Below are 22,308 nucleotides of genomic sequence, written 5' to 3' on the forward strand. Positions count from 1 at the left end.
CTCCGGGCTCGAAACCCCTCGAGTCACGACGCCGTGACGAGCCCCGTGGAGAACGCGAATGCCGTCGCGGCCGCGCGGTTCGCCAGGTCGAGTTTGGCGAGGATATGCGCGACATGGGTCGCGACAGTGCGCTCGCTCACGAACAACCGGTTCGCGATCGAACGGTTGCTCATGCCCTGAGCGATGCAGCGCAGCACGTCCAGCTCACGCGGGGTCAAGGCGCTCGCAGGACCCGATCGGCCAGGGCGCGCAAGCCGCTCGAGGCGTGCGAGATCAGGCACCGCGCCCAGCGCATCGAGCACCGAACGTGCCGCATCGAATTCGAGCTGCGCGCCCTCCTCGTCGCCCAGGGCTCTCGTGGCCTCGCCGATCCGAATGCGAGTGAGAGACGAGTGGTAGACGAGCCCCAGCCGCTGCCACGCGCTCCACGCAGCCCGCAGCATCCGCATCGCCGCTTCGGCATGGCCGCTGGCGGTCGCCACAGCCCCCGACGCTGAAGCCGCAGCGGCGACGAGATAGTCGGTTCTCAGGTCTCTGGCGAGCGTTTCCAGTGTTGCGGCCGCCTCCGCGGCCGCGCTGAGATCGTCGGCCTCGAGGTCGAATTCCACGATCGCTGCGAGCACTTCTCCACGCATCGCCGGCTCGAGCGTGGATGCGAGTGCCCGCTTCGCGCCCGCGCGAGCGGAATCCAACCGCCCCTGGTCTCGTCGTAGCAGGGCGAGTCCTGGTTGAGGGTCTCGCCCCAGCCGTGCGGCCAGCTCGTAGGCGCTCTCCGCTTCTGCCCTGTGCCCGGCAAGGCGGTGCAGTTCCCCGGCCGCGTAGGACGCCTGGCTGAGGACCGAATCCCGATGTTCGTAGGCGAGAACGTCCCGAAGCAGTGACCGGGCCTCCTGCCATTCACCGCCGAGCCTGAGCACTTCTGCCCGATGCACGGTGCATTGGCCGCGGAACGGCTCCAGCCCTCGCTGGGCATCGCACCAGTCGTTCAGCTCGCCTGTCCAGACCCTGGCGCGTTCGATGTCAGATCGGCCGAGGCAGCTCGCGATCACGGCACAGTAGGCGGGGCCCGCCACGCGATCGGTGACGGCACCGGCAGAGATCCTCAGCATCATCTGGTCCATGCACGTGGATGCCTCGCGGAACTGTCCATCCGCCAAGTACGACAGCGCGAGCGAAAGCCGGGCGAGCGTCGAGGTGTCAATGTCGCCTTCACGTTCCGACAGCTCCACAGCCTGTTGTGCGGAGGCGATCGACTGCGACATGGAGCCGGCGGCCCGTTCGGTGACGGACTGGCACAGCATCCGAACCGCCATCGATCGAGCCCCGACCGGTTCGCGGTCGCAGAGTTCGAACAAGAGCGACATCCATGCGCCCGCCTTCAGCGGGGAGGGTCCCACCTGGGTGTAACCGGCCCAGAACACGCAACGGACGGCCCCGTCCGCGTCTCCGGATTCGAGGTAGTCGTGATACGCCCGGTCCCACGCCCGTTCGCTCTGCGGTCCACGGCCGAGGAACCATGCCGCTTGCGCGAGTTGCTCCCACTCGGCGGGCTCGAGCGCGGATTCGTTCGCCGAGAGTGCGTCGTACAGTGCGGCCCAGTTGTTGGCCGTCGCAACCGGACGGGCCATGGGCACAGTATGTGCCCGCCGGCGAGACCTTGCAACGCTCGCGTTCGCCACCGATGGGCCGTGCGTCGGATACCGCTGGGCTCAGCCCCGGGCGTCGTCCGCAGGCGAACGCTCGTCGGCACCGACAGCCCGCCGCGGATAGGCGGCGAGGAGTGCGGCAGAGGCGATCCAGGTCACGCCGATGAGCGCGAGGAGGAGCGCTGCCGCGTTCGTGGGCAGGAGTCCGGCAAGGCCGGCGCCGACGGCCGCTGCGGTGGCGCGGAGTCCGGCCGCGACGGTGAAGACTTGCGATCGCAGCTGGCGTGGACTGTGCCGTGTGCGCAGCATCAACATCGCCGTGACTCCGGGTCCGGTGGCGACGCCCGCGAGCCCGATCAGTACGATGACGGCCGGAAGCCCGGGGACCAGGGCCGCGGCGACGGTGAGTACTCCTGTCACGACGGCCGTCGCGGCCATCATTGTGGGAGCAGGAAAGCGACGGATAGGCCGCACTGTCACCGCGAGCGAGCCGACGAGGGCGCCGATGGCGAAAGAGGTGACGATCCAGGCTGCGTCGCCCTCGTTCCGCGTCGTCGCGATGGCGACGCCGATGGCGGCGATCGGGAGCGCCCCCTGGCCGAGCTGCGTGAGAGTGCCGGATGCCGTCACGGCCGCGAGCGGGCGGTGCGTCGCGATGAACCGGGAGCCGCGGGCGATCTCCTGGAGCACTCCGGGACGGTCGGGATGCTCGGGGTGCGGCGAGAGCCGCAGCAGGGCGGATCCGACGGTGCCGACGGCGGCGATGGCCGCGAGGGCGAGCATGGATGCCCGCCCCGAGCCGATCGTGATGGCCGCGGCCGCGATGGCCGGTCCCGCCACACCGCCGATGTTGTACGCGAGCGCGTCGGTGCCGAACGCGCGCTCGGCCGGGCCGGGCACGGCATCCGTGACGAAGCTCGACATCCCGCCCATGAAGAACGGGGTGACGGCGCCCGCGACGACGAGGACGACGGCCACGATCGGCGTCGGCACGGTGCCCAGGAACGCGGCGAGTGCGAATGCGAGCGCCGTGACGACGCCGGAGATCACCATGAGCCGCGTGGGGTGCCGCGTGCGGTCGAGCAGCACACCGGCGAGGGGCGCGGCGAGCACGCTGGGAGCCAGCGAGGCGGCGACCAGGCCGCCGCCGATCGCGACGCTGTGCACCTCCTGGATGGCGAGGACGGGGATGGCGGCCGAGGTGCCGGCGCTCGCCACGCGCAACGGCACCGCCGCCGACAGATACCTCGCGCTGTTCATCCCGCGCCATTGAATCATCTGGGCCCGACGCGTGCAGGGACGGCCGGGTGCACACGGGGGTGCTCGGCAGCCGGCCCCGATCCGGGAGTAGAAGTCGGCATCCGTGCTGTCCGATCCGGGTGGGGCCGTTCGTTGTCTGGATGAAGGTGCCCGAGAGACGAGCATCGGCCTTGAGGAGACCAGACAGATGAAGCTGACGACCATCACTCAGATCAGCCTTGACGGCGTGACCCAGGGAAACGGCGGATCGACCGCCGATGACCTGGAGCACGGTTTCGAACGGGGCGGATGGGCCAGGGGAGCAGGGGATGACGCGACGCGCGATCACATCGCCGCCACGTTCCAGCGCGCAGACGCGTTCCTGTTCGGCCGGCGGACCTACGAGATACTCCTGGACTTCTGGGGAACCATGGAGGACCTGAAGCGTCACCCGATCGGCGTGGCGTTGAACACCAAGCCGAAGTACGTGGCGTCCACGACCATCTCCGAGCCGGAGTGGGTGAACACGACCGTGCTGGGCGGCGATCTCTTCGCGGCGCTGACGCAGCTGAAGGCCAGCGCAGGCGGTGAACTGCAGGTTCACGGAAGCAGCCGGCTGGTGCGATGGCTGCTGGAGCACGATCTCGTCGACGAGATGGAGCTGATCACCATTCCCGTCGTCGTCGGGCAGGGTGCCCGGCTGTTCCCGGATGCCGGCCCCGACATCGCCATGGAGCTCACCGACATGCGTTCCGATTCGAAGGGCGTCTTGATTCAGACCTATCTGCCCGCTGGACGGCCCGCATACGCATCGTTCTGATCGACAATCGCATCGGGGTCTCCGATGCGCGAAAGGCCGTTCGGAGCAACAGTGTCGCGGTAGCCGAGAAGGCTCGGACGCGACGAGGGGAGGAACACGCATGCAGTACCTGATCTCCGTGATCGATGACGAGGAATCCGTCGCAGCAGACGGCGACGGCTCGGCAAGCGATGTCGAAGCGGCAGCGATCGATGACTTCAACGAGCGGCTGCGGAACGAAGGTCACTGGGTCTTCGCCGGCGCGCTCGGCGGACCCGCGACGGCCACAGCCGTCGACAACCGGGGCGATACGCCCATCGTCACAGACGGCCCCTTCCTCGAGTCGAAGGAGTTCCTCGGCGGTTTCTGGATCATCGAGGCACCGGAGCTCGACACGGCGTTGCGGATCGCATCCGACGGATCCAGAGCCTGCAACCGCAAGGTCGAAGTATGGCCGGTGCTGCAGGAGTGAACGATGTCGAGGACGCCATCGTCCGTGCCCACCGCGATGAGTGGGCCCGCCTGGTGGCGAGCACTGCCAGGCGGTTCGGGAGCCTCGATATCGCGGAGGAGGCATCCAGCGAGGCATTCGCCACCGCCGTCGAACGATGGCGAGCCGAGGGGATACCGCCGAACCCCGCCGGATGGCTGTCGACGACCGCTACTCGCAGAGCGATCGACCTGATCCGCCGCGAGAACAAGCGCGACAGCAAACATCGGGAAGCGATGATGATCGTCGACGATGAGCCGCACCGTTCGGTGGGAGTGATCGACGACGACAGGTTGCGGCTGATCTTCATCTGCTGTCACCCGGCGCTCGCCATGGAGAGCCGGGTGGCTCTCACCCTCCGCATGGTCGGCGGGCTGACGGTGGCGGAGATCGCGCGCGCTCTTCTCGTGCAGGAATCGGCCGTGGCACGCAGGATCACCCGGGCCAAGACGAAGATCAGGCAGGCCGGAATCCCGTTCAGGGTGCCGACCGCGAAGGATCTCCCGGAACGCCTGTCGGGTGTGCTGGCCGTGCTGTTCCTCATCTTCAACGAGGGGTACCTGGCGACGGGTGCGGACACACCCGCGATGAGGGATGACCTCACGGCCGAGGCCATTCGACTTGTGCGCCTGGTGCGCACTCTGCTGCCGGCGGACGGCGAGGTGGCCGGACTGCTCGCCATGATGCTCCTCATCGAGGCGCGTCGCCCGGCTCGTGTCTCGTCCAGCGGTGAACTCATCACCATCGACGAACAGGACAGAGCCGCATGGAGCCGCACCCTGATCGCCGAAGGACATTCCCTCGTCCGCGAGCGCCTCGCCGCTGGAACGGCTCCCGGCCGCTATCAGATCCTGGCCGCCATCAACGCCGTCCATACGTCCGCGCGGGATGCGCGCGACACCGACTGGAGACAGGTCCTTGCCCTGTACGACCAGCTGGCGAGCCTCGATCCCTCGCCGGTCGTCGCCCTCAACCGGGCGATCGCGGTGGCCGAGGTCGACGGTCCGCACGCCGCGCTCGCGATCGTCGATGGCCTCGAGGGAACCCTGAGCGAGTACCACGCGTTCCACGCGACGCGTGCGGACCTGCTGCGCCGCCTCGGGCGCGCCACGGATGCCCGCGAATCCTACGACCGCGCCATCCGACTGTGCGGCAATGCGGCCGAGACCAGGTACCTCCTCTGTCGCCGCGACGAGTCGGCCGTTCGGCCGCCGGCGTCGGAGCCCATTCGTTCAACCAGACCACACGAGGAGGCGTCACCATGACGGGAACCGCACCAGAGCTCATTCACGATGTCATCGACCGATACAACGAAGCCTTCCGTCTGCACGAGCCGGCGCTCCTCGAAGCCCTGATCGCGGATGACTGCGTCATCGAGGACACGAGCCCTGCCCCGGCAGGAGCGCGCCATGAGGGCGGGCAAGCCTGCCTGGCGAGGTGGTCCCAGCTCGCCGGCGACGCGACCCTCGACTTCTCACCCGAGCCGGCGGACATCGTGGGCGATCTCGCCGTCGCGCCCTGGGTGCTGCGCTGGGGGAGCGGCGAAGACGACTGGGTGCGCGGCGTGAATGTCATCCGGGTGCGCGACGGCAAGATCGTCGAGGCGCGCGGCTATCTGAAGGCATGACGATGGCCACCCTGAAGCGTGAACCTCGCCTGCGCACCTCGCTCCAGGGTGTCTGACGATGGCGACCATCGATGACGTCGTGGCGCTCGGCGCGGAACTGGAGCGATCCGAACTGGCCTACGTGCGCGGGCGGTTGAAGTTCCGGGTCGGCCGCCTGGTGTACGTCGCGTTCTCCCTCGACGAGAGTGTGATGGGCTTCGCGTTCCCCAAGGTGGAGCGGTCTGCCCTGGTCGAGAGCTACCCGGACAAGTTCCAGCTGCCCTCGACGTCGGACCTGCGCTTCAACTGGGTCGAGGCGACCCTGGCGGCCCTGGAGCCCGCAGAGGCTCGCGAGTTCGTCGTGGATGCCTGGCGTATGGTCGTGCCGGCGAAGCTCTCTCGTGCCTACGACCGGGCGAATCCGACCGGGCCGCACTGACGAGGAAGAGCATCCGGGCCAGAGCACCTGCAGAAGAGCCGCCGGGACGAGCGCATCGCGCTCGCGAGCGGCGGGATCGGGACGTCGGGGACGGCATCCGGAGCGGGAGCATCGCCTGGCGCGCGCCCATGGATCGTATACGATTGCAGCACACGGCAGACGAGGATGTGGCACTGCGATGGATTCGGCCCGGCATGAGGCGATCGCCGACGAGCTGTTCGCCGCGCAGGAGGCGCGAAGCATCCTGCCGAGGCTCACTGCCAGGTATCCGGACATGACGATCGACGACTCGTACGCGGTGCAGAGCCTGTGGGCGCAGCGCCGAGTGGCGGCCGGCCGATGGGTCGCGGGTCACAAGATCGGACTGACCTCCAAGGCGATGCAGGCGGCGACCGGCATCACCGAACCGGATTACGGCGTCATCTTCGACGATCAGGTGTACGGCTCCGGCGCCAGCGTGGAGTTCGACGCGTTCTCGAACGTGCGCATCGAGGTGGAGCTGGCGTTCGCCCTGGCCAGGCCGCTGAGCGGCGAAGGATGCACCGTCGACGACGTGCTCGACGCGACCGAGTACGTGGTTCCGGCTCTGGAGATCCTGAACTCCCACCTCGAGCTGGAGGGCCGGACCATCGTCGACACCATCGCCGACAACGCCGCGCTCGGCGCCATGGTCGTCGGTGAACACCGGGTGGCGCCTGGCGACGTCGACCTGCCGTGGGTCGCCGCCGTGCTGGAACGGGGCGGAGAGATCGAGGAGACCGGGGTCGCCGCGGGTGTGCTGGGGCATCCGGCGCTCGGCGTGGCGTGGCTGGCAGGCAAGCTCGCGCGACACGGGAGCGGACTCGCGGCGGGCGAGCTCGTGCTGGCCGGCTCGTTCACGCGCCCGATGTGGGTGCGACGCGGCGATGTGGTCCGCGCCGAATATCGTGCGGGATCGACGGGGATGGGAGAAGTGACGTGCCGGTTCGAATGACGCTGCCGCCTACGCTGCCGCAGGTGCTGGAGAGGGCATCGCGGCCGCTGGCGGGCATGTGGGTGGTGTCGGCCAGCCCGCTGATCGCCGAGATCGCGGCCGGCAGCGGGCTGGACCTTTTGCTCATCGACGGCGAGCACTCGGCCAACACGCTCGCGAGCATCCAGCTGCAGCTCCAGGCGGCCGCGGCCTACCCCGTGACGCCGCTCGTGCGCGTGCCGTTCGGCGACACGGTTCTCATCAAGCAGTACCTCGACGTGGGAGCGCAGAACCTCATCGTGCCTATGGTCGACGGCGCGGAACAGGCGGAGCAGGTGGTGCGGGCCGTGCACTACCCGCCGCGCGGGGTGCGCGGCGTCGGCAGCTCGCTCGCTCGCAGCTCCCGCTGGAACCGCGTCGACCGGTATCTCGCGCACGCGCCCCAGCACGTCTCGCTCACCGTGCAGATCGAGTCGACGAGCGCGGTGGAGAACGCCGAGGCGATCGCGGGTGTCGACGGCGTGGATGCGCTGTTCGTCGGTCCCGCCGACCTTTCGGCGTCGATGGGCGTGCTCGGCCAGCAGACGCACGCCGACGTCGTCTCCGCGGTCGAGCACGTGATCTCCGTCGGAACGGCGGCGGGCCGCCCCGTCGGCGTGAACGCGTTCGACCTCGACATGGCTCAGCACTACCTGGATGCCGGTGCGAGCTTCGTGTTCGTCGCCGCCGACGTCGCGCTGCTGGCCAGGGCATCCGAGGCGCTCGCCGACCGGTTCTGCCCTGTCGCACCTGTGGACGACGGGCCGAGCGCAGGCAGCTGAGGTGCGCACCGTGCACACGAAGGGATGCTCATGAGCACCGACTCCACGACCTCCGGCTCTGCGACGTCCGGCGCCACGCCGTCCGGCTCTGCAGGCGGCCCGCTCGCACCGGACCTGCTGGCCCTGCTGGACGGCGTCGCCACCGCCACGCTCAGCGCCGCGCTGCGCGCTCGCGGGTACACGGACATCTTCATCGAGGGCGCACGTGCGCTCCGTCCTGGCGCTCGCATGGTCGGAGTCGCCCGCACGCTGCGTTTCGTGGCCTTCCGCCCTGATCTGTTCGCGGAGCACGGCGGCGGCTTCAACGCGCAGAAACGCGTCTTCGACACCGTGAACCCAGGAGAGGTCATCGTCATCGAGGCGCGGGGCGAGCCCGGAACGGGAACCGTGGGCGACGTGCTCGCACTTCGCGCTCAGACCAGAGGCGCGGCGGGAATCGTGACCGACGGTGGGGTGCGCGATGCCGAGCAGGTGGCGTCGTTCGAGATCCCGACGTTCGCGCGGGGCGCTCACCCGTCCGTTCTCGGCCGCAGGCACGTGCCGTGGGAGTCCGACGTCGTGATCACGTGCGGCGGCGCCGCCGTGTGCCCGGGAGACGTGATCGTGGGCGACGGGGACGGCGTCATCGTCATCGCGAGGCAGCTCGCCGACGAGATCGCCGCTCAGGCCGCCGAGCAGGAGAAGCGGGATACCTGGATCGCCGACCGCGTCGCCGAGGGCGAGAGCCTCGACGGGCTGTTCCCCATGAACGAGCGATGGCGGGCACGCTACGAGGGGCGGTCGACCGACTGAGGGTGGGTGGCGTGCGAGCGCGCGGGCCGCGAGCGTCGGCGTGACCGAGCGCCGGCATGAACGAGTGCCGACAGGATCAGCCCCGACAGGATCAGCGCCGGTCGCCGAGAGGGGATAAAAAGCACTGGCATCCGTTCAATGTCGTAGCCTGAGGGCATGACTTCCGAGCCCGACACTGCCGGCACGCGTGCTTCGCGTCGCCGCGACCTCGCCGATCGCGACGACATCGCCGAGCTGGTCACGACGTTCTACACGAGGGCCTTCGCCGACGAGCTCCTCGGGCCCATCTTCATCGACGTCGCCCACATGGATCTCGACCACCACCTGCCGATCATGTGCGACTTCTGGCAGACGGTGCTCTTCAACGCCGGCCTGTACCGGCGGAACGCGCTGCAGCTGCACTACGTGCTGCATGCGAGGCATCCGCTCGACGAGCGCCACTTCGAGCGCTGGCTGTCGCTGTGGACGACGACCGTCGACGATCTGTATGCCGGGCCCGTGGCAGAACGCGCCAAGCTCCAGGCGACGAGGATCGCCGGATCCATCCACCGCCGTCTCGAGGGCCGGTCGGGAAGCGAGTTCGAGACCATCGGGCGCAGGGATGCGCCGACCGTCGTCGAGTTCGGCCGTCACGTGAGCTCCGAGCCGACGGCGGCGGAGCGATGAGCGAGCGGCCGGTCCGCAACGCGAACGGCACGACGTCTGTGCCGCGGCGCACGACGGTCGCGGCGGAACCGGCCGCGCGGCGACGCGTGCTCGACGTGCTCGCGGCGTCGCGGCATCCGCTCGACGCGCAGGCCGTAGCCGCGGAGCTCGGCGTGCACGTGACGACTGCCCGGTTCCATCTGGACCAGCTCGAGACCGCCGGCCTCGTGCAGCGCCGCACCGTGCGTGAGAAGCGCGCCGGCCGGCCGCGTGTGGCCTACGCGCCCAGCGCATCCGTGCGTGCGGCGGATGCCCGCGAGCAGCTCATCGAGGTGCTGGCGCAGGCGCTCGGCGACCCCGAAGCGGTGGGCGCCGTTCCGAGCGACGACGTGCCGACGAGCGCGAAGCGGCCGCATCCCGACGTGCGAGGCAGCGCCGCAGCGGTGCGCGCGGGGGAGCGCTGGGCCGATGCCATGGAGTCGAACGCCGACCCTGCCGGCACGCTCTCGGATGCCGTCGGCGAGCTCGTCGACGTGCTCGACTCGCTCGGCTTCGACCCGGAGGTCAGCGGTGAGGAGATCCTCATGCACGAATGCCCGTTCCGCTCCGCGGCGCGAGAGCGTCCCGACGTCGTGTGCGCCGTGCACCAGGGCCTGGTGCAGCGCATGATCGGGCGCCGGGCGCCGGGCGCATCCGAGGGGCCGGGCGCCCGTCTCGTGCCGTTCGTGGAACCGGAGCTGTGCGTGGTGCGGCTCGGAGCGCGCGCCTGAGGGTGCCGTCGTGCGCTGCGGGGCTACGCCGCGACGAGTCCGAGCACGCCGATCCAGATCAGCAGCGCGACCTTGAGCACCTCGAGGCCGATGTACGCGAAATGCAGGGTGTGCCGCGGCATCCGTTCGGCCGTGCGGCCCGCGGTCACCCGGCGGTCCATCAGCGGGCGCAGCACGAGCGCGCCGGCCGCGAGCACCACCAGCAGGGCGATCGCGATGCCGAGTGCGAAGGGTGACGCGTCGGCGCCCTGCGCGAGCACGGCGACCAACAGTGCGACGGCTGCCACCCCTTCGACGGTGTTGAGCGCGCGGAAGACGAGCCTGCCAATCCCGACGCCGAGCTCTGTCGTCACGCCCGGCGCCCGGAACTTGATGGGTGCCTCGAGGAACGAGATGCCGAGCACGAGGCCCAGCCAGGTGAACGTCACGGCGATCTGCGTGGCGAGTGCGGGATTCACGGATGCCTGCCCATCGAGCTATGAAGGAACCGGCGGCGATGCGAGCGGACGCTCGGCGCCACAACTCCGGTATTAAGAGGATCTGAGTCCTTTTTATCAGATCTCGCAGTGAGGAGAACGCTGTGCAGGCACGCACGGGGAAGACGCTGGCCGAGACCCTCGGGACGGAGAGGCCGATCGTGCTCGCGCCGTTCGGAGGGCTGTCCTCCGTCGAGCTCACCGCGAAGGTGAGCGAGTCGGGCGGCCTCGGGTCGTACGGCCTCTACGGCTACGACGCCGATCGCATCCTGCGCACGGCGCACGAGTTGCGCGCGGCGACGACACGGCCGTTCGCGTTCAACCTGTGGCTGCCGACCGGAACCGAACGCGACGCGACGGCCGAGGAGTACGCCCGCGCGGTGGATGCGGTGCGACCGCTGTTCGAGGAGGTGGGACTCGAGGTTCCCGCTCAGCCAGAGCGCTACCTGCCACCGTTCGAGGAGCAGCTGCAGGCGGCACTGGATGCCCGCCCGGCCGCACTCTCCTTCGTCTTCGGCGTTCCGCGGCCGGATGTCGTGGACGCCGCGCACCGACGCGGCATCGCGGTCGTCGGTTCGGCGACCACCGTGGACGAGGCCGTCGCGCTCGCCGCGGGCGGCGTGGATGCGATCGTGGCGACGGGAGCAGAGGCCGCCGGTCACAAGGTCTCGTTCATCGAGCCGCCGGAGCGCTCGCTCGTCGGCCTGTTCGCGCTCGTGCCCCAGGTGCGCGACGCCGTCGACGTTCCCGTGATCGCTGCCGGCGGGATCGCGGATCGGCGGGGAGTGAGCGCCGCGTTCGCGCTCGGTGCCGATGGCGTCCAGGTCGGCACGGCGTTCCTGCGTGCGCGCGAGTCGGCCGCGAACGACGCGCATCGCGCGGCGATCGAGACGACGCCCGCCCACGCCGGAGTGCTGACGCGCGCCATGAGCGGTCGCCTGGCGCGTGGCGCGTCCAACCGAGCCGTGCGCACGATCGAACAGGCGGATGCCATCGCGCCGTTCCCCGTGCAGAACTGGCTCACCGGCCGTTTCCGCGCCGCAGCCGGAGCGCAGGGAAACGGCGAACTGCAGTCGCTCTGGCTCGGGCAGGCCGGCAGGCTCGCCACGCGCGACAGTGCGGAAGCCGTGTTCGCGGAGCTCGTCGCCGGGCTGCCCTTCGTTTGACGGCGGGACTGGTGCCGCTCAAGACGCCGCGACTGGTGTCGCTCAAGCCGGCGCGGCTGCCGAGCGAAGCGATCCCCGCACCTCGTCGGTCGTCACGGCGGGACTTACGCCGCAGCCAAGGCGTCCGCGAACGCGCTCGCGTGGCGTCGGCACCAGGCTTCGAAGGTGCGCGGCGTTCGGCCGGCGAGCAGCTCGACCGTGCGGGTGCGGGCGCCGACCGTGTCGGCGCGCATGAGCGACCAGGCCTGAATGACGGCTTCAGCGAGGGGCGCGGGAGCGCCGTCGGGGTAGCGTGAGCGAACGGCATCCTCGGGCGTCCCGACCTCGCGGAGGGGGAGCTGCCGCCCCAGAACGCGGGCGAGGGTCAGCACCTGTTCGGCGGTGGTCAGCGACTCCGGACCCGTCAGGGTGTACTCCGCGCCGACGTGACCCGGTTCGGTGAGCACCGCGGCGGCGACGGCGGCGATGTCGGCAGGGTCGATGACCGCGTGGCGGCCGGGCCCCGTCGCATCCAGAACGACGCCCTCCTGCGCAAGGGTCGACCGCCACTCGAGGGCGTTGCTCATGAAGCCGTTCGGCCGAAGGACGGTCCATGCCAGCCCGGACGCCTTCACCAGCGTCTCGCGCTCGTGGTGCCACCGGCCCATGGCGGGTACGGGGTCGCCGAACACGTTCGTGGAGGAGAGCAGCACCACGTGCCTCACCCCGGAGCGTTCCGCAGCGCGAAGCGCGTTGCGAGCCATCGACGTGCCGGTGCCCTGGGTGAGGAGGAAGAGCCGGTCGACGCCGTCGAAGGCGGCATCCAGGCTGCCGGCGTCCTCCAGGTCGCCGCGATGACGTTCGACGGTGGCGGGCAAGGCCGCCGTCTTCGTGAGGTCGCGCGCCAGGACGCGGGTCGGCACGCCTCGCTCGGCGAGATCGTAGACGAGCGGGATGCCGATGTGTCCGGTCGCACCGGTGATGAGTAGCATGGTGATCCAATCGGTAACGGGTTAACGATTCGGACGATAACCGGTTAACGAAACGCGGTCAAGCAGCAATCAAGCAGCGGCCAGCCGGCGTTCAGGCAGTCAGGCAGCGGTCAGGCAGAGGTCGAGCAGCAAGGGAAGGAGCGGCATGCCGGAGTTCCTCGACGTGCACGGTGAGACCAACAAGGCCGTGCGCGCGCTGGCGGATGCGGCGATGCGCCGTCACGGCCTGCACCTGGGGCAGGACCACCTGCTCGCCGCGCTCTGGGCACGAGACGGTCAGACGCCGGGTGAGCTGGCGGCCGGCGCCGGGGTGAGCACACCCGCTGTCGTCAAGATGGCCGACCGCCTGAGCGCCGCCGGACTGATCCGGCGCACGCGCGACGAACGCGACAGCCGCCTCGTGCGCCTCTGGCTCACCGAGAGCGGGAGGGCATTGCAGGGGCCGGTCGAGGAGGAGCGCCGTCGTCTCGACGAAGCGCTCACCGCCGAGCTCGGGCCGGGCGAGAAGGAGCGGCTCGTCGCCGCGCTCCGCACCGTTCGAGCCAGGGCGCTGGCGCTGCGGGAACGGGACCGCGATGCAGACGGGTGAGGTCCCGCTCCGGCCGATTGCGTACCGTAGGCACATGCGGAAGGGGAACGCGTGGGTGCACTGCTGGGCCTGATCGCCGCACTGGCGTACGGGGCATCCGACTTCGTGGCGGGCGTCGCCAGCCGCCGCATGCCCGTCATGCTCGTCACCGCCGCGACCATCGTCACGGAGTTCGCACTGGCGCTCCTCGTGCTGCTCTTCGTGCACGGTGAGGCGCCGAGCGTGGGCACGCTGTTCTGGGCGGCGCTCAGCGGAGTCGGCAGTGCGGTGGGAACGCTCGCGCTGTACCAGGGCTTCGCCGTCGGGTCGATGAGCGTCGTGGCCACGGTGTCCGGCGTGCTGACCGTCGTCATTCCCGCCGTCGTCGGTGTGGCGATCGGCAACCGGCTCACCGCCGTCGGGTTCGCCGGAGTCGCCACGGCCATCGTGGCGGTGGCGCTGGTGTCGTGGACGGGCGGAGGTTTCCGGCTGCGAGGGGACGGGTCGAGCGGCGCGGTGTACGGGATGCTGGCCGGCGCATCCTTCGCTCTGCTGTTCATCGCCCTCGAACGCGCTGGCACGTCGTCGGGCGTGTGGCCCGTCACCGCCGGCCAGTTCGTCGCCTGCGTGGCCATCGTGCCGTTCGCGATCGTGGCCATGCGGCGCGGTGGAAGGCGGCGCACACCCGTTGCTGTGCGGTCGGCACTGCGTCTGCCGGTCGTCGCGGGCGTGCTCGGCGGTCTCGCAGCCTTCAGCTACCTGGCGGCCACGGGCTTCGGCGAGCTCGTGGTCATCGCGGTGCTCACGTCGATGTATCCCGCCGTCACGGTGCTGCTCGCCCGGCTCGTGCTGCGCGAACGGTGGAACTGGCCGCAGCGCGTGGGACTCGTGCTGTCGGCGGCATCCGTCGTGACCATCGCGGTGTCGTAGCGACCGCCTAGGCTCGTCGCATGGCCGAGCAACGATTCGCCACGTCCGTCTACACGTCCCGGCTGCGACGCGCGGCCGAGCTCACCGCCGAGGCGGGTCTCGATGTCGTCGTGGTCACTCCCGGCCCCGACCTGCGCTACCTCATCGGATCGCGCGCCGAGACGTTCGAACGCCTCACGGCGCTGGTCGTGCCGGCCGACGGCGATGCCTACGTTGTCGTGCCCCGCATGGAGCTGGCCGCGCTGCGCGACTCCGCTGTGGGCGAGGCGGGGCTCGAGGTGCGGGACTGGGTCGACGGCGTGGATCCGTACGCGCTGGCGCTCGACGGGCTGGGCGTGGTGCGCCGCCTCGCGGTGAGCGAGGCGACTCCCGCACTGCACACGGTGCCGCTGGCGACTGTGTCCGACGCCTCACCGCAGCTCGCCACCCCGGTGCTGCGGCGCCTGCGCATGCTCAAGGATGCCGCGGAGGTCGACGCGCTCCGCCAGGCCGGCGCGGCGATCGATCGCGTGCACGCGCGGATGGCGCAGTGGCTGCGAGCGGGGCGCACGGAGCGCGAGGTGGCGTCGGACATCGCGGCGGCGATCGTCGAGGAGGGCCATGCCGAAGCGGACTTCGTGATCGTCGCATCCGGACCGAACGGCGCGGATCCGCATCACGAGGTCTCCGACCGGGTGATCGGCGACGGCGAGACGGTGGTGGTCGACATCGGCGGCCCGACGGAGCTCGGCTACAACTCCGACAGCACGCGCACCTACGCGACGGGACTCGTGCCCGACGGCATCCAGGATGCGTTCGCCGCCCTGCAACGAGCTCAGCAGGCGGCTGTCGACGCCGTCCGGCCCGGTGTGACGGCCGAGAGCGTGGATGCCGCTGCCCGCCGCGTGCTGCAGGATGCCGGGCTAGCCGATCGCTTCATCCACCGCACGGGGCACGGCATCGGCCTGTCCGTGCACGAAGAGCCGTACATCGTCGCGGGGAACGCTCTCGAGCTCGAGCCGGGCATGACGTTCAGCATCGAACCGGGCATCTACTTCCCCGGCGAGTGGGGCGCGCGCATCGAGGACATCGTGGTGGTGACCGACGACGGCGTCGAGCCGCTCAACGTGCGACCGCACGCGCTGACCGAACTTTGAGCTCACTCACTCCCTGAACGCAATCTCCGGGCTCTGCGCACGCGGAGTCCGCACGCGGGTGCGTACGCGGAGTGCGGGTGCGTGCCGAAACCGTGCCCTGCCCGTGCCGAAAATCGGAGATCCGCGACGGCGCGCCGGCCACCTGCGCCGTCGTACGGCGTGTCGTCGCGGATCCCCGATCTTCGCGTCGTCGGGCCGGCGTCGCCTCGCTCGCTGCGGGACGCCCGGGGGCAGCGGCTGCCGCTAACGTGGCGTGCATGAGCGAGACGACCCTGTTCGAGGATGCCCGTTGGCCCCGAGCCGGACGGTGGCCGTCCGCCGACTCGCTGCAGGCATCCGCGCGGGTCGATGTGGGCATCGTCGGTGTTCCGACCTGGCGCACGTCGCTGTCGCCGACCGGCGCGCACGCCACGCCCGCCGCCATCCGCGAGGCGATCCAGCGATACGGGACGTTCGCCGCCGGCGTGTCCTGGCCGGCGGTCGCGGACTTCGGCGTCGTCACGGAACCGGACGGCGACGGCGAGACGGATGCCATCGAGACCGTTCGCCGCGCGGCCGGCCGCAGCTCCCTGGTCATCGCGCTCGGCGGCGACAACGCGCTCACCTACAGCGTGGCGCTCGGCGCATGGGGCGCGGGCGGCGGTGAGAGCCGGGTCGCCGACGCCGGTCTCATCACCATCGACGCCCACCACGACCTGCGCGACGGGGTCTCCAACGGGTCTCCCGTCCGTCGTCTGCTTGAGGCAGGTCTGGACGGCAGGCGCGCCGTGCAGCTCGGCATCGCCGACTTCGCCAACTCGGAGTTCTACGACGCCAGGGCGCGTGAGGCGGGCATCCTCGTCGTGCGCCGCGACGAGTTCGAGGAACGACGGCTCGACGACATCGCCTCGCTCGCGCTCGAGACCGCTGGCGCGTCCGGCGGCCCGATCCATGTCGACGTCGACGTGGATGCCTGCGACCGGGCGGTGGCGCCCGCCTGCCCGGCATCCGTTCCCGGGGGTCTCTCCGCGTACCAGTTGCGCCGCACGGTGCGCCTCCTCGCGCGCGACCCCCGGGTGACGTCCCTCGACATCGCCGAGGTGGATGCCACGCGCGACGCGGCGGACGGACGCACCGTGCGCCTGGCCGCTCTCGTCGTGCTGGAGGCCATCGCCGGCTTCGCGGAGAGGTGACCTGGAGCGTCCCCGTCATGGCCGTCGGCAACCGACGGTGGTGGCCGTCCGTACTCAGCTGCGCACGATCGCCCCGCCTCCGATGCGGCGACCGAGCTCGGCGGCCGAGCGCGTGATCCTGGCGACCGTGGCATCCAGGTCGATGTCGCGGTCCACGGGGAACGTGACCGCCACCGATGCCGCCGGCCAGCCGACGTGGTCGGGGACGGCGACGGCCACGGACCGCAGGCCCTCGGTCACCGACGAGTCCTCCATCGCATACCCGCGCTCCCGTGTGAGGTGCAACTCGGCGCTCAGCTCCCGGTAGCTGCTGACGCCGTTGCCGGTGCGCGTGGTGAACAGGCCGCGATCCGGGTAGAGCGCCCGCACCTGGACTGCCGGCAGGTCGGCCAGCATCGCCAGCCCGGAGGCGGTGAGGTGCGCGGGAAGCCGCACGCCGACATCCGTCACGAGGTAGGGCCCGTGCGGCGCCCGCTCCTCGGCGAGGTAGACGACGTCGCGTCCGAGCAGAACCGTGAGGTGGCCGCTGAGTCCGAGGTCGTCGACGAGACGCGCCAGCACGGGAGCGCCGACACGGGTCAGCGGCTGCTGCCGGTTGAATCCGCTGGAGAGCTCGAAGGCGGCGACGCCGAGCCCGTACTTGGCGAGCTCCGGCAGCGGGATGACGAATCCGTGCTCGGTGAGTGTGGCCAGCAGCTGGTAGACCGTCGAGCGCGGCAGCTCCAGCGATCGGGCGATGGTGGCAGCGGCCACGGGACCGCGTTGTTCGCTCATCAGCCGCAGGATGCGCAACGTCGCATCCGCCGCGGGAGCCTTGCCGGGCATGGCGCCATCGTACGCCGCAAATGGGCGCCCTGTCCGGTATACCGGACGTGAAACGAACCTTCATCGAGCGCCGTCCGGCCGGCCTGGCGTGCAATGGAGACATGAGAACGACCACCAGCACGCATGCCGATGCCCGGCGCGCAGGCGCGGCTGAGACTGCGCGAGCATCGGACGAGGTCGTCGTGGGCGTCGGCCCGCTGTCCATCGCCGACGTGGTCGCCGTCGCGCGGCACGATGCGCGAGTAACGCTCGATCCGGATGCCGTCGCCGGCGTCGCGAACACCCGTCGCGTCATCGACGCGCTCGCCGACGACCCCGAGCCGCACTACGGGATCTCCACCGGCTTCGGTGCCCTCGCGACCACCTACATCGAACGTGCGGACCGCGAGCAGCTGCAGTTGAGCCTCATCCGTTCGCACGCCGCCGGCTCCGGCCCTGAGGTCGAGCGTGAGGTCGTCCGCGCGCTCATGCTGCTGCGCCTCAGCACGCTCATGACCGGACGCACGGGCGTGCGGGTCTCCCCCGTCGAGGCCTACGCGGCCGCGCTGAACGCCGGTATCACCCCGATCGTGCGCGAGTACGGGTCGCTCGGCTGCTCCGGCGACCTGGCGCCGCTCGCGCACTGCGCGCTCGCGCTGCTCGGTGAGGGCGAGGTGCGCAACCGGGGCGGTGAGGTGGTTCCGGCCTCGTCGGCGCTGGCCGAGGCCGGGATCCGTCCCATCGTGCTCGCCGAGAAGGAGGGCCTCGCGCTCATCAACGGCACCGACGGCATGCTGGGCATGCTCGCTCTCGCCCTCACCGACCTCGACGCGCTCTACAAGATCGCAGACGTCACGGCGGCGATGAGCGTCGAGGCACTGCTCGGGACGGATGCGGTCTTCGCCGCCGAGCTGCAGGCGCTCCGCCCGCAGACGGGCCAGGCGGACTCCGCAGCCAACCTGCGCGCGCTGCTCGCCGGCTCGCCCATTGTGAAGAGTCACGCGGGGCCCGAGGACCCGACTGTGCAAGACGCCTACTCGCTGCGGTGCGGCCCCCAGGTGGCCGGAGCCGGCCGCGACACCGTGGCGCACGCGCGGCTGATCGCCGAGCGAGAGCTCGCCTCGGCCGTGGACAACCCGGTGGTCACGCTCGACGGCCGTGTCGTCTCGAACGGCAACTTCCACGGGGCGCCCGTCGCCTACGTGCTCGACTTTCTCGCCATTGCCGTTGCGGATGCCGCGAGCATCGCCGAGCGTCGCATCGACCGGCACCTCGACGTGGCCCGCAGCAAGGGACTGCCGGCGTTCCTCGCCGACCGCGCCGGCGTCGACTCGGGCCTCATGATCGCGCAGTACACGGCGGCCGGTATCGTCAGCGAGCTGAAGCGGCTGGCGGTGCCGGCATCCGTCGACTCGATACCCTCCAGCGCCATGCAGGAGGACCACGTCTCGATGGGATGGGCCGCCGCTCGCAAGCTGCGCAGGGCGATCGACGGGCTGACGCGCGTGCTCGCGATCGAGCTGCTCACGGCGGCGCGATCGCTCGACCTGCGCGCCCCGCTGCATCCCGGACCCGCGACATCCGCTGCGCGCGACGTGCTCCGCACGCGGGTTGCGGGCCCCGGCCCCGACCGGATGCTCTCCGCCGAGATCGAGGCCACCGTCGCGCTCGTGGCGAGCGGCAACGTGCTCTCCGCCGTCGAGTCCGTCACCGGCCCCCTCCGCTGACCAGCTCAACCACCACACCAGAAGCCGCCACACCCGAAGCCACCAGAGACAGAAACCAAAGCCAGAACGACAATCGGAAGCCACCTCGCGAAAACAGGCAGGATCGCGCTCTCCGCGGGAGAACAGGCGGATCCGGCCTGTTATCACGAGAACCGCCTGTATTCGATTGCCGGTGACGCCGACCGGAACCCGCACAGCAAGGAGTGACACCTATGAACGACCGACACCCCATCCACGCTCCGCGGGGCACGGAGCTGCGCGCCAGGTCGTGGCAGACCGAGGCGCCGCTTCGCATGATCATGAACAACCTCGACCCCGAGGTGGCCGAGCGGCCGGAGGACCTCGTCGTGTACGGCGGCACGGGCAGGGCGGCCAGGAGCTGGGAGGCGTTCGACGCCATCGTGCGCACGCTCGAGACGCTGGATGCCGACGAGACGCTGCTCGTGCAGTCCGGCAAGCCGGTAGGCGTGTTCCGCACGCACGAGTGGGCGCCCCGCGTGCTGATCGCCAACTCGAACCTCGTGCCCGACTGGGCGACGTGGCCCGAGTTCCGCAGGCTCGAGTCGGTAGGACTGACGATGTACGGCCAGATGACGGCGGGCAGCTGGATCTACATCGGAAGCCAGGGCATCCTGCAAGGCACGTACGAGACGTTCGCCGCCGTCGCCGAGAAGATGGCCGCCCGCAAGGGCGGGGGAGACAACCACAGCGGCGGAAGCCTCGCCGGCACGCTCACGCTCACGGCCGGATGCGGAGGGATGGGCGGAGCCCAGCCGCTGGCGGTCACCATGAACGAGGGCGCCGTGCTCATCGTCGATGTCGACCGCGCGCGGCTGCAGCGCCGGGTCGACCACGGGTACCTCGACGAGCTGACCGACGACCTCGACGACGCGCTCGCACGCGTCACGGCCGCCAAGAACGAGCGGCGCCCGCTCTCTGTCGGCCTGGTGGGCAACGCGGCGACCGTGTTCCCCGAACTGCTGCGCCGCGGGGCACCCATCGACATCGTGACGGACCAGACGAGCGCTCACGACCCGCTCACCTACCTGCCGGAGGGCGTGAGCGTCGAGGAGTGGCACGCGGCGGCGCAGGCCGACCCCGAGGGGTTCACGGCGAAGTCGAGGGCATCCATGGCGACGCAGGTCGAGGCGATGGTCGGGTTCCTGGATGCCGGTGCCGAGGTCTTCGACTACGGCAACTCGATCCGCGCGGAGGCGGAGCTCGGCGGCTACGACAGGGCGTTCGCGTTCCCCGGATTCGTTCCCGCGCACATCCGCCCGCTGTTCGAGGAGGGCAAGGGGCCGTTCCGCTGGGTGGCGCTCTCCGGCGACCCGCACGACATCGAGGTGACGGACCGCGCCATCCTCGAGCTGTTCCCGAACGACGAGAAGCTGCGCAGGTGGATCACGAAGGCCTCCGAGAAGGTGCACTTCGAGGGCCTGCCCGCCCGCATCTGCTGGCTGGGTTACAAGGAACGGCACCTCGCGGGCCTGAGGTTCAACGAGCTCGTGGCCTCCGGCGAGATCTCGGCGCCGATCGTGATCGGCCGCGACCACCTCGACTCCGGTTCCGTCGCGTCCCCTTACCGGGAGACGGAGAGCATGAAGGACGGCTCGGATGCCATTGCGGACTGGCCGCTGCTGAACGCCATGCTCAACACGGCATCCGGCGCGACCTGGGTGTCGATCCATCACGGAGGCGGCGTGGGCATCGGCCGGTCGATCCATGCCGGACAGGTCACGGTCGCCGACGGCACGGAGCTCGCGGCGCAGAAGATCGAGCGCGTGCTGACGAACGATCCGGGAACGGGTGTCATGCGCCACGTGGATGCCGGTTACGAACGCGCCGCGGAGGTTGCGCGCGAACGAGGACTCCGCGTCCCCATGCTTGAGGAGTGAGAAGTACTCGGTGTCGGTCGGGCCAGCACGTGGTGACGCCGCGAGCACCCTGTTCATGCACGGCATCGGGCTGCTCGTGACGAACGATCCGCACACGAGGGGCGCACGGAACGGCGATCCGCTGGGCGCCGTGCCCGAGGCGGCTCTCATCGCACGCGACGGAGAGATCGTCTGGGCGGGACCGCAGGCGGATGCCGCACCGCAGGTCGCGCGCCTGCTGCAGGGCGACGTGGAGCGCGTGGATGCCGGCGGTCGCGCGGTCATCCCCGGTTTCGTCGACAGCCACACCCATCTCGCATTCGCCGGCGACCGGTCGGCCGAGTTCGTCGCCCGGATGGCGGGGGAGCGGTACGCGGCGGGCGGCATCCGGAGCACCATGGCCGCGACCCGGGCGGCGTCCGATGAGCAGCTGAGGAGCACCCTGCTGCGATTCGAACGCGAGCTCGCGTCGCAGGGTACGACCACGTTCGAGGTGAAGACCGGATACGGGCTCGACGTCGAGAACGAGGAACGGCTGGCGCGGCTCGCCCGCGAGGTGACCGACGAGGTGACGTTCCTCGGCGCCCACGTCGTTCCGCCGGAGTACGCCGACAATCGCGACGCCTACGTCGACCTCGTCGTCGGTCCCATGCTGGACGCCTGCTCGCCGCACTCGCGCTGGATGGACGTGTTCTGCGAGGACGGCGCGTTCACGGTCGACGAGGCGAGGCGCATCCTGGCCGCCGGGCAGGCTCGAGGGCTCGGCGCGCGCATCCACGCCGGTCAGCTCCGAATGGGCGACGGTGTGCTGCTCGCCGTCGAGCTGGGCGCAGCGAGCGTCGACCACGGCACCTACCTCTCCGACGCCGACGTCTCGGCGCTCGCCGGATCCGACACGGTGTGCACGCTGCTGCCGGGCGTCGAGTTCTCGACGAAGCATCCCTACCCGGATGCCCGCGCCCTGCTCGCCGCAGGCGTCACGCTCGCGCTGGCCAGCGACTGCAACCCGGGGTCGTGCTTCACCTCGTCGATGCCGTTCGTGATCGCTCTCGCGGTCCGTGAGCTGGGCATGACGCCGGACGAGGCGCTGTGGGCCGCGACGGCGGGCGGCGCTCGTGCGCTGCGCCGTGACGACGTCGGACGCCTGTCACCGGGCGCGAGCGCCGACCTCGTGCTGCTGGACGCCCCGAGCCACGTCTACCTGGCCTACCGGCCCGGCGTGCCGCTCGTGCGCAGGGTATGGAAGCAGGGCGTCGAACTGCGCCTGGACTGACACCCGTCC

23 protein-coding genes are annotated in these 22,308 nt (G+C 70.5%); 18 read left to right on the plus strand and 5 right to left on the minus strand.

Annotation, left to right across the window (positions count from 1 at the left end):
* Positions 1–23: 23 nt before the first annotated feature.
* Both VHB92_RS07280 and VHB92_RS07285 read right to left on the minus strand, forming a co-directional pair.
* Positions 24–1,628, minus strand: coding sequence for a helix-turn-helix transcriptional regulator (locus VHB92_RS07280; protein ID WP_325452902.1), 1,605 nt, complete (start codon positions 1,626–1,628; stop codon positions 24–26).
* Positions 1,629–1,709: 81 nt separating this feature from the next.
* On the minus strand, positions 1,710–2,906 hold the full coding sequence (locus tag VHB92_RS07285; protein WP_325452904.1) for an MFS transporter: 1,197 nt from the start codon (positions 2,904–2,906) through the stop codon (positions 1,710–1,712).
* A 187-nt stretch (positions 2,907–3,093) separates the two neighbouring features.
* Between VHB92_RS07285 and VHB92_RS07290 the strand changes: the two genes are divergently transcribed.
* The 10 genes from VHB92_RS07290 to VHB92_RS07335 all read left to right on the plus strand — a co-directional run bounded on the left by VHB92_RS07290 (position 3,094) and on the right by VHB92_RS07335 (position 10,199).
* The gene (locus VHB92_RS07290) at positions 3,094–3,705 is read left to right on the plus strand and encodes a dihydrofolate reductase family protein (RefSeq protein WP_325452907.1); all 612 of its coding nucleotides are present in this window, start codon (positions 3,094–3,096) and stop codon (positions 3,703–3,705) included.
* Positions 3,706–3,805: 100 nt separating this feature from the next.
* Positions 3,806–4,156, plus strand: a complete 351-nt coding sequence (locus VHB92_RS07295; RefSeq protein WP_325452909.1) for a YciI family protein — start codon at positions 3,806–3,808, stop codon at positions 4,154–4,156.
* Positions 4,135–5,439: an RNA polymerase sigma factor gene (locus VHB92_RS07300; protein ID WP_325452911.1), complete on the plus strand. Its 1,305-nt coding sequence runs from the start codon at positions 4,135–4,137 to the stop codon at positions 5,437–5,439. Before VHB92_RS07295 ends, VHB92_RS07300 begins: the two co-directional genes overlap by 22 nt.
* Positions 5,436–5,801 (plus strand): nuclear transport factor 2 family protein, encoded by a 366-nt coding sequence (locus VHB92_RS07305; RefSeq protein WP_325452914.1) that lies wholly within the window; start codon positions 5,436–5,438, stop codon positions 5,799–5,801. The genes VHB92_RS07300 and VHB92_RS07305 overlap by 4 nt, the downstream gene beginning before the upstream one ends.
* A 58-nt stretch (positions 5,802–5,859) precedes the next feature.
* Positions 5,860–6,219 (plus strand): hypothetical protein, encoded by a 360-nt coding sequence (locus tag VHB92_RS07310; RefSeq protein WP_325452916.1) that lies wholly within the window; start codon positions 5,860–5,862, stop codon positions 6,217–6,219.
* A gap of 178 nt (positions 6,220–6,397) precedes the next feature.
* Positions 6,398–7,192, plus strand: coding sequence for a 2-keto-4-pentenoate hydratase (locus VHB92_RS07315; RefSeq protein WP_325452918.1), 795 nt, complete (start codon positions 6,398–6,400; stop codon positions 7,190–7,192).
* Positions 7,189–7,992: an HpcH/HpaI aldolase/citrate lyase family protein gene (locus VHB92_RS07320; RefSeq protein ID WP_325452920.1), complete on the plus strand. Its 804-nt coding sequence runs from the start codon at positions 7,189–7,191 to the stop codon at positions 7,990–7,992. Before VHB92_RS07315 ends, VHB92_RS07320 begins: the two co-directional genes overlap by 4 nt.
* A 30-nt stretch (positions 7,993–8,022) precedes the next feature.
* Positions 8,023–8,784 carry a hypothetical protein gene (locus VHB92_RS07325; protein ID WP_414653078.1) on the plus strand — a complete coding sequence of 254 codons (762 nt, stop codon included), beginning with the start codon at positions 8,023–8,025 and terminating at the stop codon, positions 8,782–8,784.
* A 156-nt stretch (positions 8,785–8,940) separates the two neighbouring features.
* Entirely contained in the window at positions 8,941–9,450 is a 510-nt protein-coding gene (locus tag VHB92_RS07330) for a group III truncated hemoglobin (protein ID WP_325452922.1), read from the plus strand.
* Entirely contained in the window at positions 9,447–10,199 is a 753-nt protein-coding gene (locus tag VHB92_RS07335; protein ID WP_325452924.1) for a helix-turn-helix transcriptional regulator, read from the plus strand. Before VHB92_RS07330 ends, VHB92_RS07335 begins: the two co-directional genes overlap by 4 nt.
* 23 nt (positions 10,200–10,222) lie before the next feature.
* Here the strand turns inward: VHB92_RS07335 and VHB92_RS07340 are convergent, their stop codons facing one another.
* Positions 10,223–10,657 carry a hypothetical protein gene (locus VHB92_RS07340; RefSeq protein ID WP_325452926.1) on the minus strand — a complete coding sequence of 145 codons (435 nt, stop codon included), beginning with the start codon at positions 10,655–10,657 and terminating at the stop codon, positions 10,223–10,225.
* 122 nt (positions 10,658–10,779) lie between these two features.
* Here VHB92_RS07340 and VHB92_RS07345 point away from each other — a divergent pair, with 122 nt between their 5' ends.
* On the plus strand, positions 10,780–11,841 hold the full coding sequence (locus VHB92_RS07345) for an NAD(P)H-dependent flavin oxidoreductase (protein ID WP_325452928.1): 1,062 nt from the start codon (positions 10,780–10,782) through the stop codon (positions 11,839–11,841).
* 104 nt (positions 11,842–11,945) lie between these two features.
* Here VHB92_RS07345 and VHB92_RS07350 read toward each other — a convergent pair whose 3' ends face one another.
* Positions 11,946–12,812, minus strand: coding sequence for an NAD(P)H-binding protein (locus VHB92_RS07350; protein WP_325452930.1), 867 nt, complete (start codon positions 12,810–12,812; stop codon positions 11,946–11,948).
* A gap of 145 nt (positions 12,813–12,957) precedes the next feature.
* Here VHB92_RS07350 and VHB92_RS07355 point away from each other — a divergent pair, with 145 nt between their 5' ends.
* The 4 genes from VHB92_RS07355 (at position 12,958) to VHB92_RS07370 (ending at position 16,618) form a co-directional block, all read left to right on the plus strand.
* Positions 12,958–13,401 carry a MarR family winged helix-turn-helix transcriptional regulator gene (locus VHB92_RS07355; protein ID WP_325452932.1) on the plus strand — a complete coding sequence of 148 codons (444 nt, stop codon included), beginning with the start codon at positions 12,958–12,960 and terminating at the stop codon, positions 13,399–13,401.
* 51 nt (positions 13,402–13,452) lie between these two features.
* On the plus strand, positions 13,453–14,310 hold the full coding sequence (locus tag VHB92_RS07360) for a DMT family transporter (RefSeq protein WP_325452934.1): 858 nt from the start codon (positions 13,453–13,455) through the stop codon (positions 14,308–14,310).
* Positions 14,311–14,330: 20 nt separating this feature from the next.
* A complete protein-coding gene (locus tag VHB92_RS07365) occupies positions 14,331–15,446 on the plus strand; it encodes a Xaa-Pro peptidase family protein (RefSeq protein ID WP_325452936.1) in 1,116 nt (371 codons plus the stop codon).
* Positions 15,447–15,703: 257 nt separating this feature from the next.
* On the plus strand, positions 15,704–16,618 hold the full coding sequence (locus VHB92_RS07370) for an arginase family protein (RefSeq protein ID WP_325452938.1): 915 nt from the start codon (positions 15,704–15,706) through the stop codon (positions 16,616–16,618).
* A 54-nt stretch (positions 16,619–16,672) separates the two neighbouring features.
* On the opposite strand, the gene VHB92_RS07375 is transcribed toward VHB92_RS07370, so the two are convergent.
* The gene (locus tag VHB92_RS07375) at positions 16,673–17,443 is read right to left on the minus strand and encodes an IclR family transcriptional regulator (RefSeq protein WP_325452940.1); all 771 of its coding nucleotides are present in this window, start codon (positions 17,441–17,443) and stop codon (positions 16,673–16,675) included.
* A 101-nt stretch (positions 17,444–17,544) separates the two neighbouring features.
* On the opposite strand from VHB92_RS07375, the gene hutH reads away from it, so the two are divergent.
* The 3 genes from hutH (at position 17,545) to hutI (ending at position 22,299) form a co-directional block, all read left to right on the plus strand.
* Positions 17,545–19,149 (plus strand): histidine ammonia-lyase, encoded by a 1,605-nt coding sequence (gene hutH, locus VHB92_RS07380; protein ID WP_325452941.1) that lies wholly within the window; start codon positions 17,545–17,547, stop codon positions 19,147–19,149.
* A gap of 212 nt (positions 19,150–19,361) precedes the next feature.
* A complete protein-coding gene (locus VHB92_RS07385; RefSeq protein WP_325452942.1) occupies positions 19,362–21,047 on the plus strand; it encodes a urocanate hydratase in 1,686 nt (561 codons plus the stop codon).
* A 55-nt stretch (positions 21,048–21,102) separates the two neighbouring features.
* Positions 21,103–22,299 carry an imidazolonepropionase gene (gene hutI, locus VHB92_RS07390; protein WP_325453034.1) on the plus strand — a complete coding sequence of 399 codons (1,197 nt, stop codon included), beginning with the start codon at positions 21,103–21,105 and terminating at the stop codon, positions 22,297–22,299.
* Positions 22,300–22,308: the final 9 nt, after the last annotated feature.

The organism is Humibacter sp. (assembly GCF_035547335.1).
In the GTDB taxonomy this organism is placed as follows: Bacteria; Actinomycetota; Actinomycetes; order Actinomycetales; family Microbacteriaceae; genus Humibacter.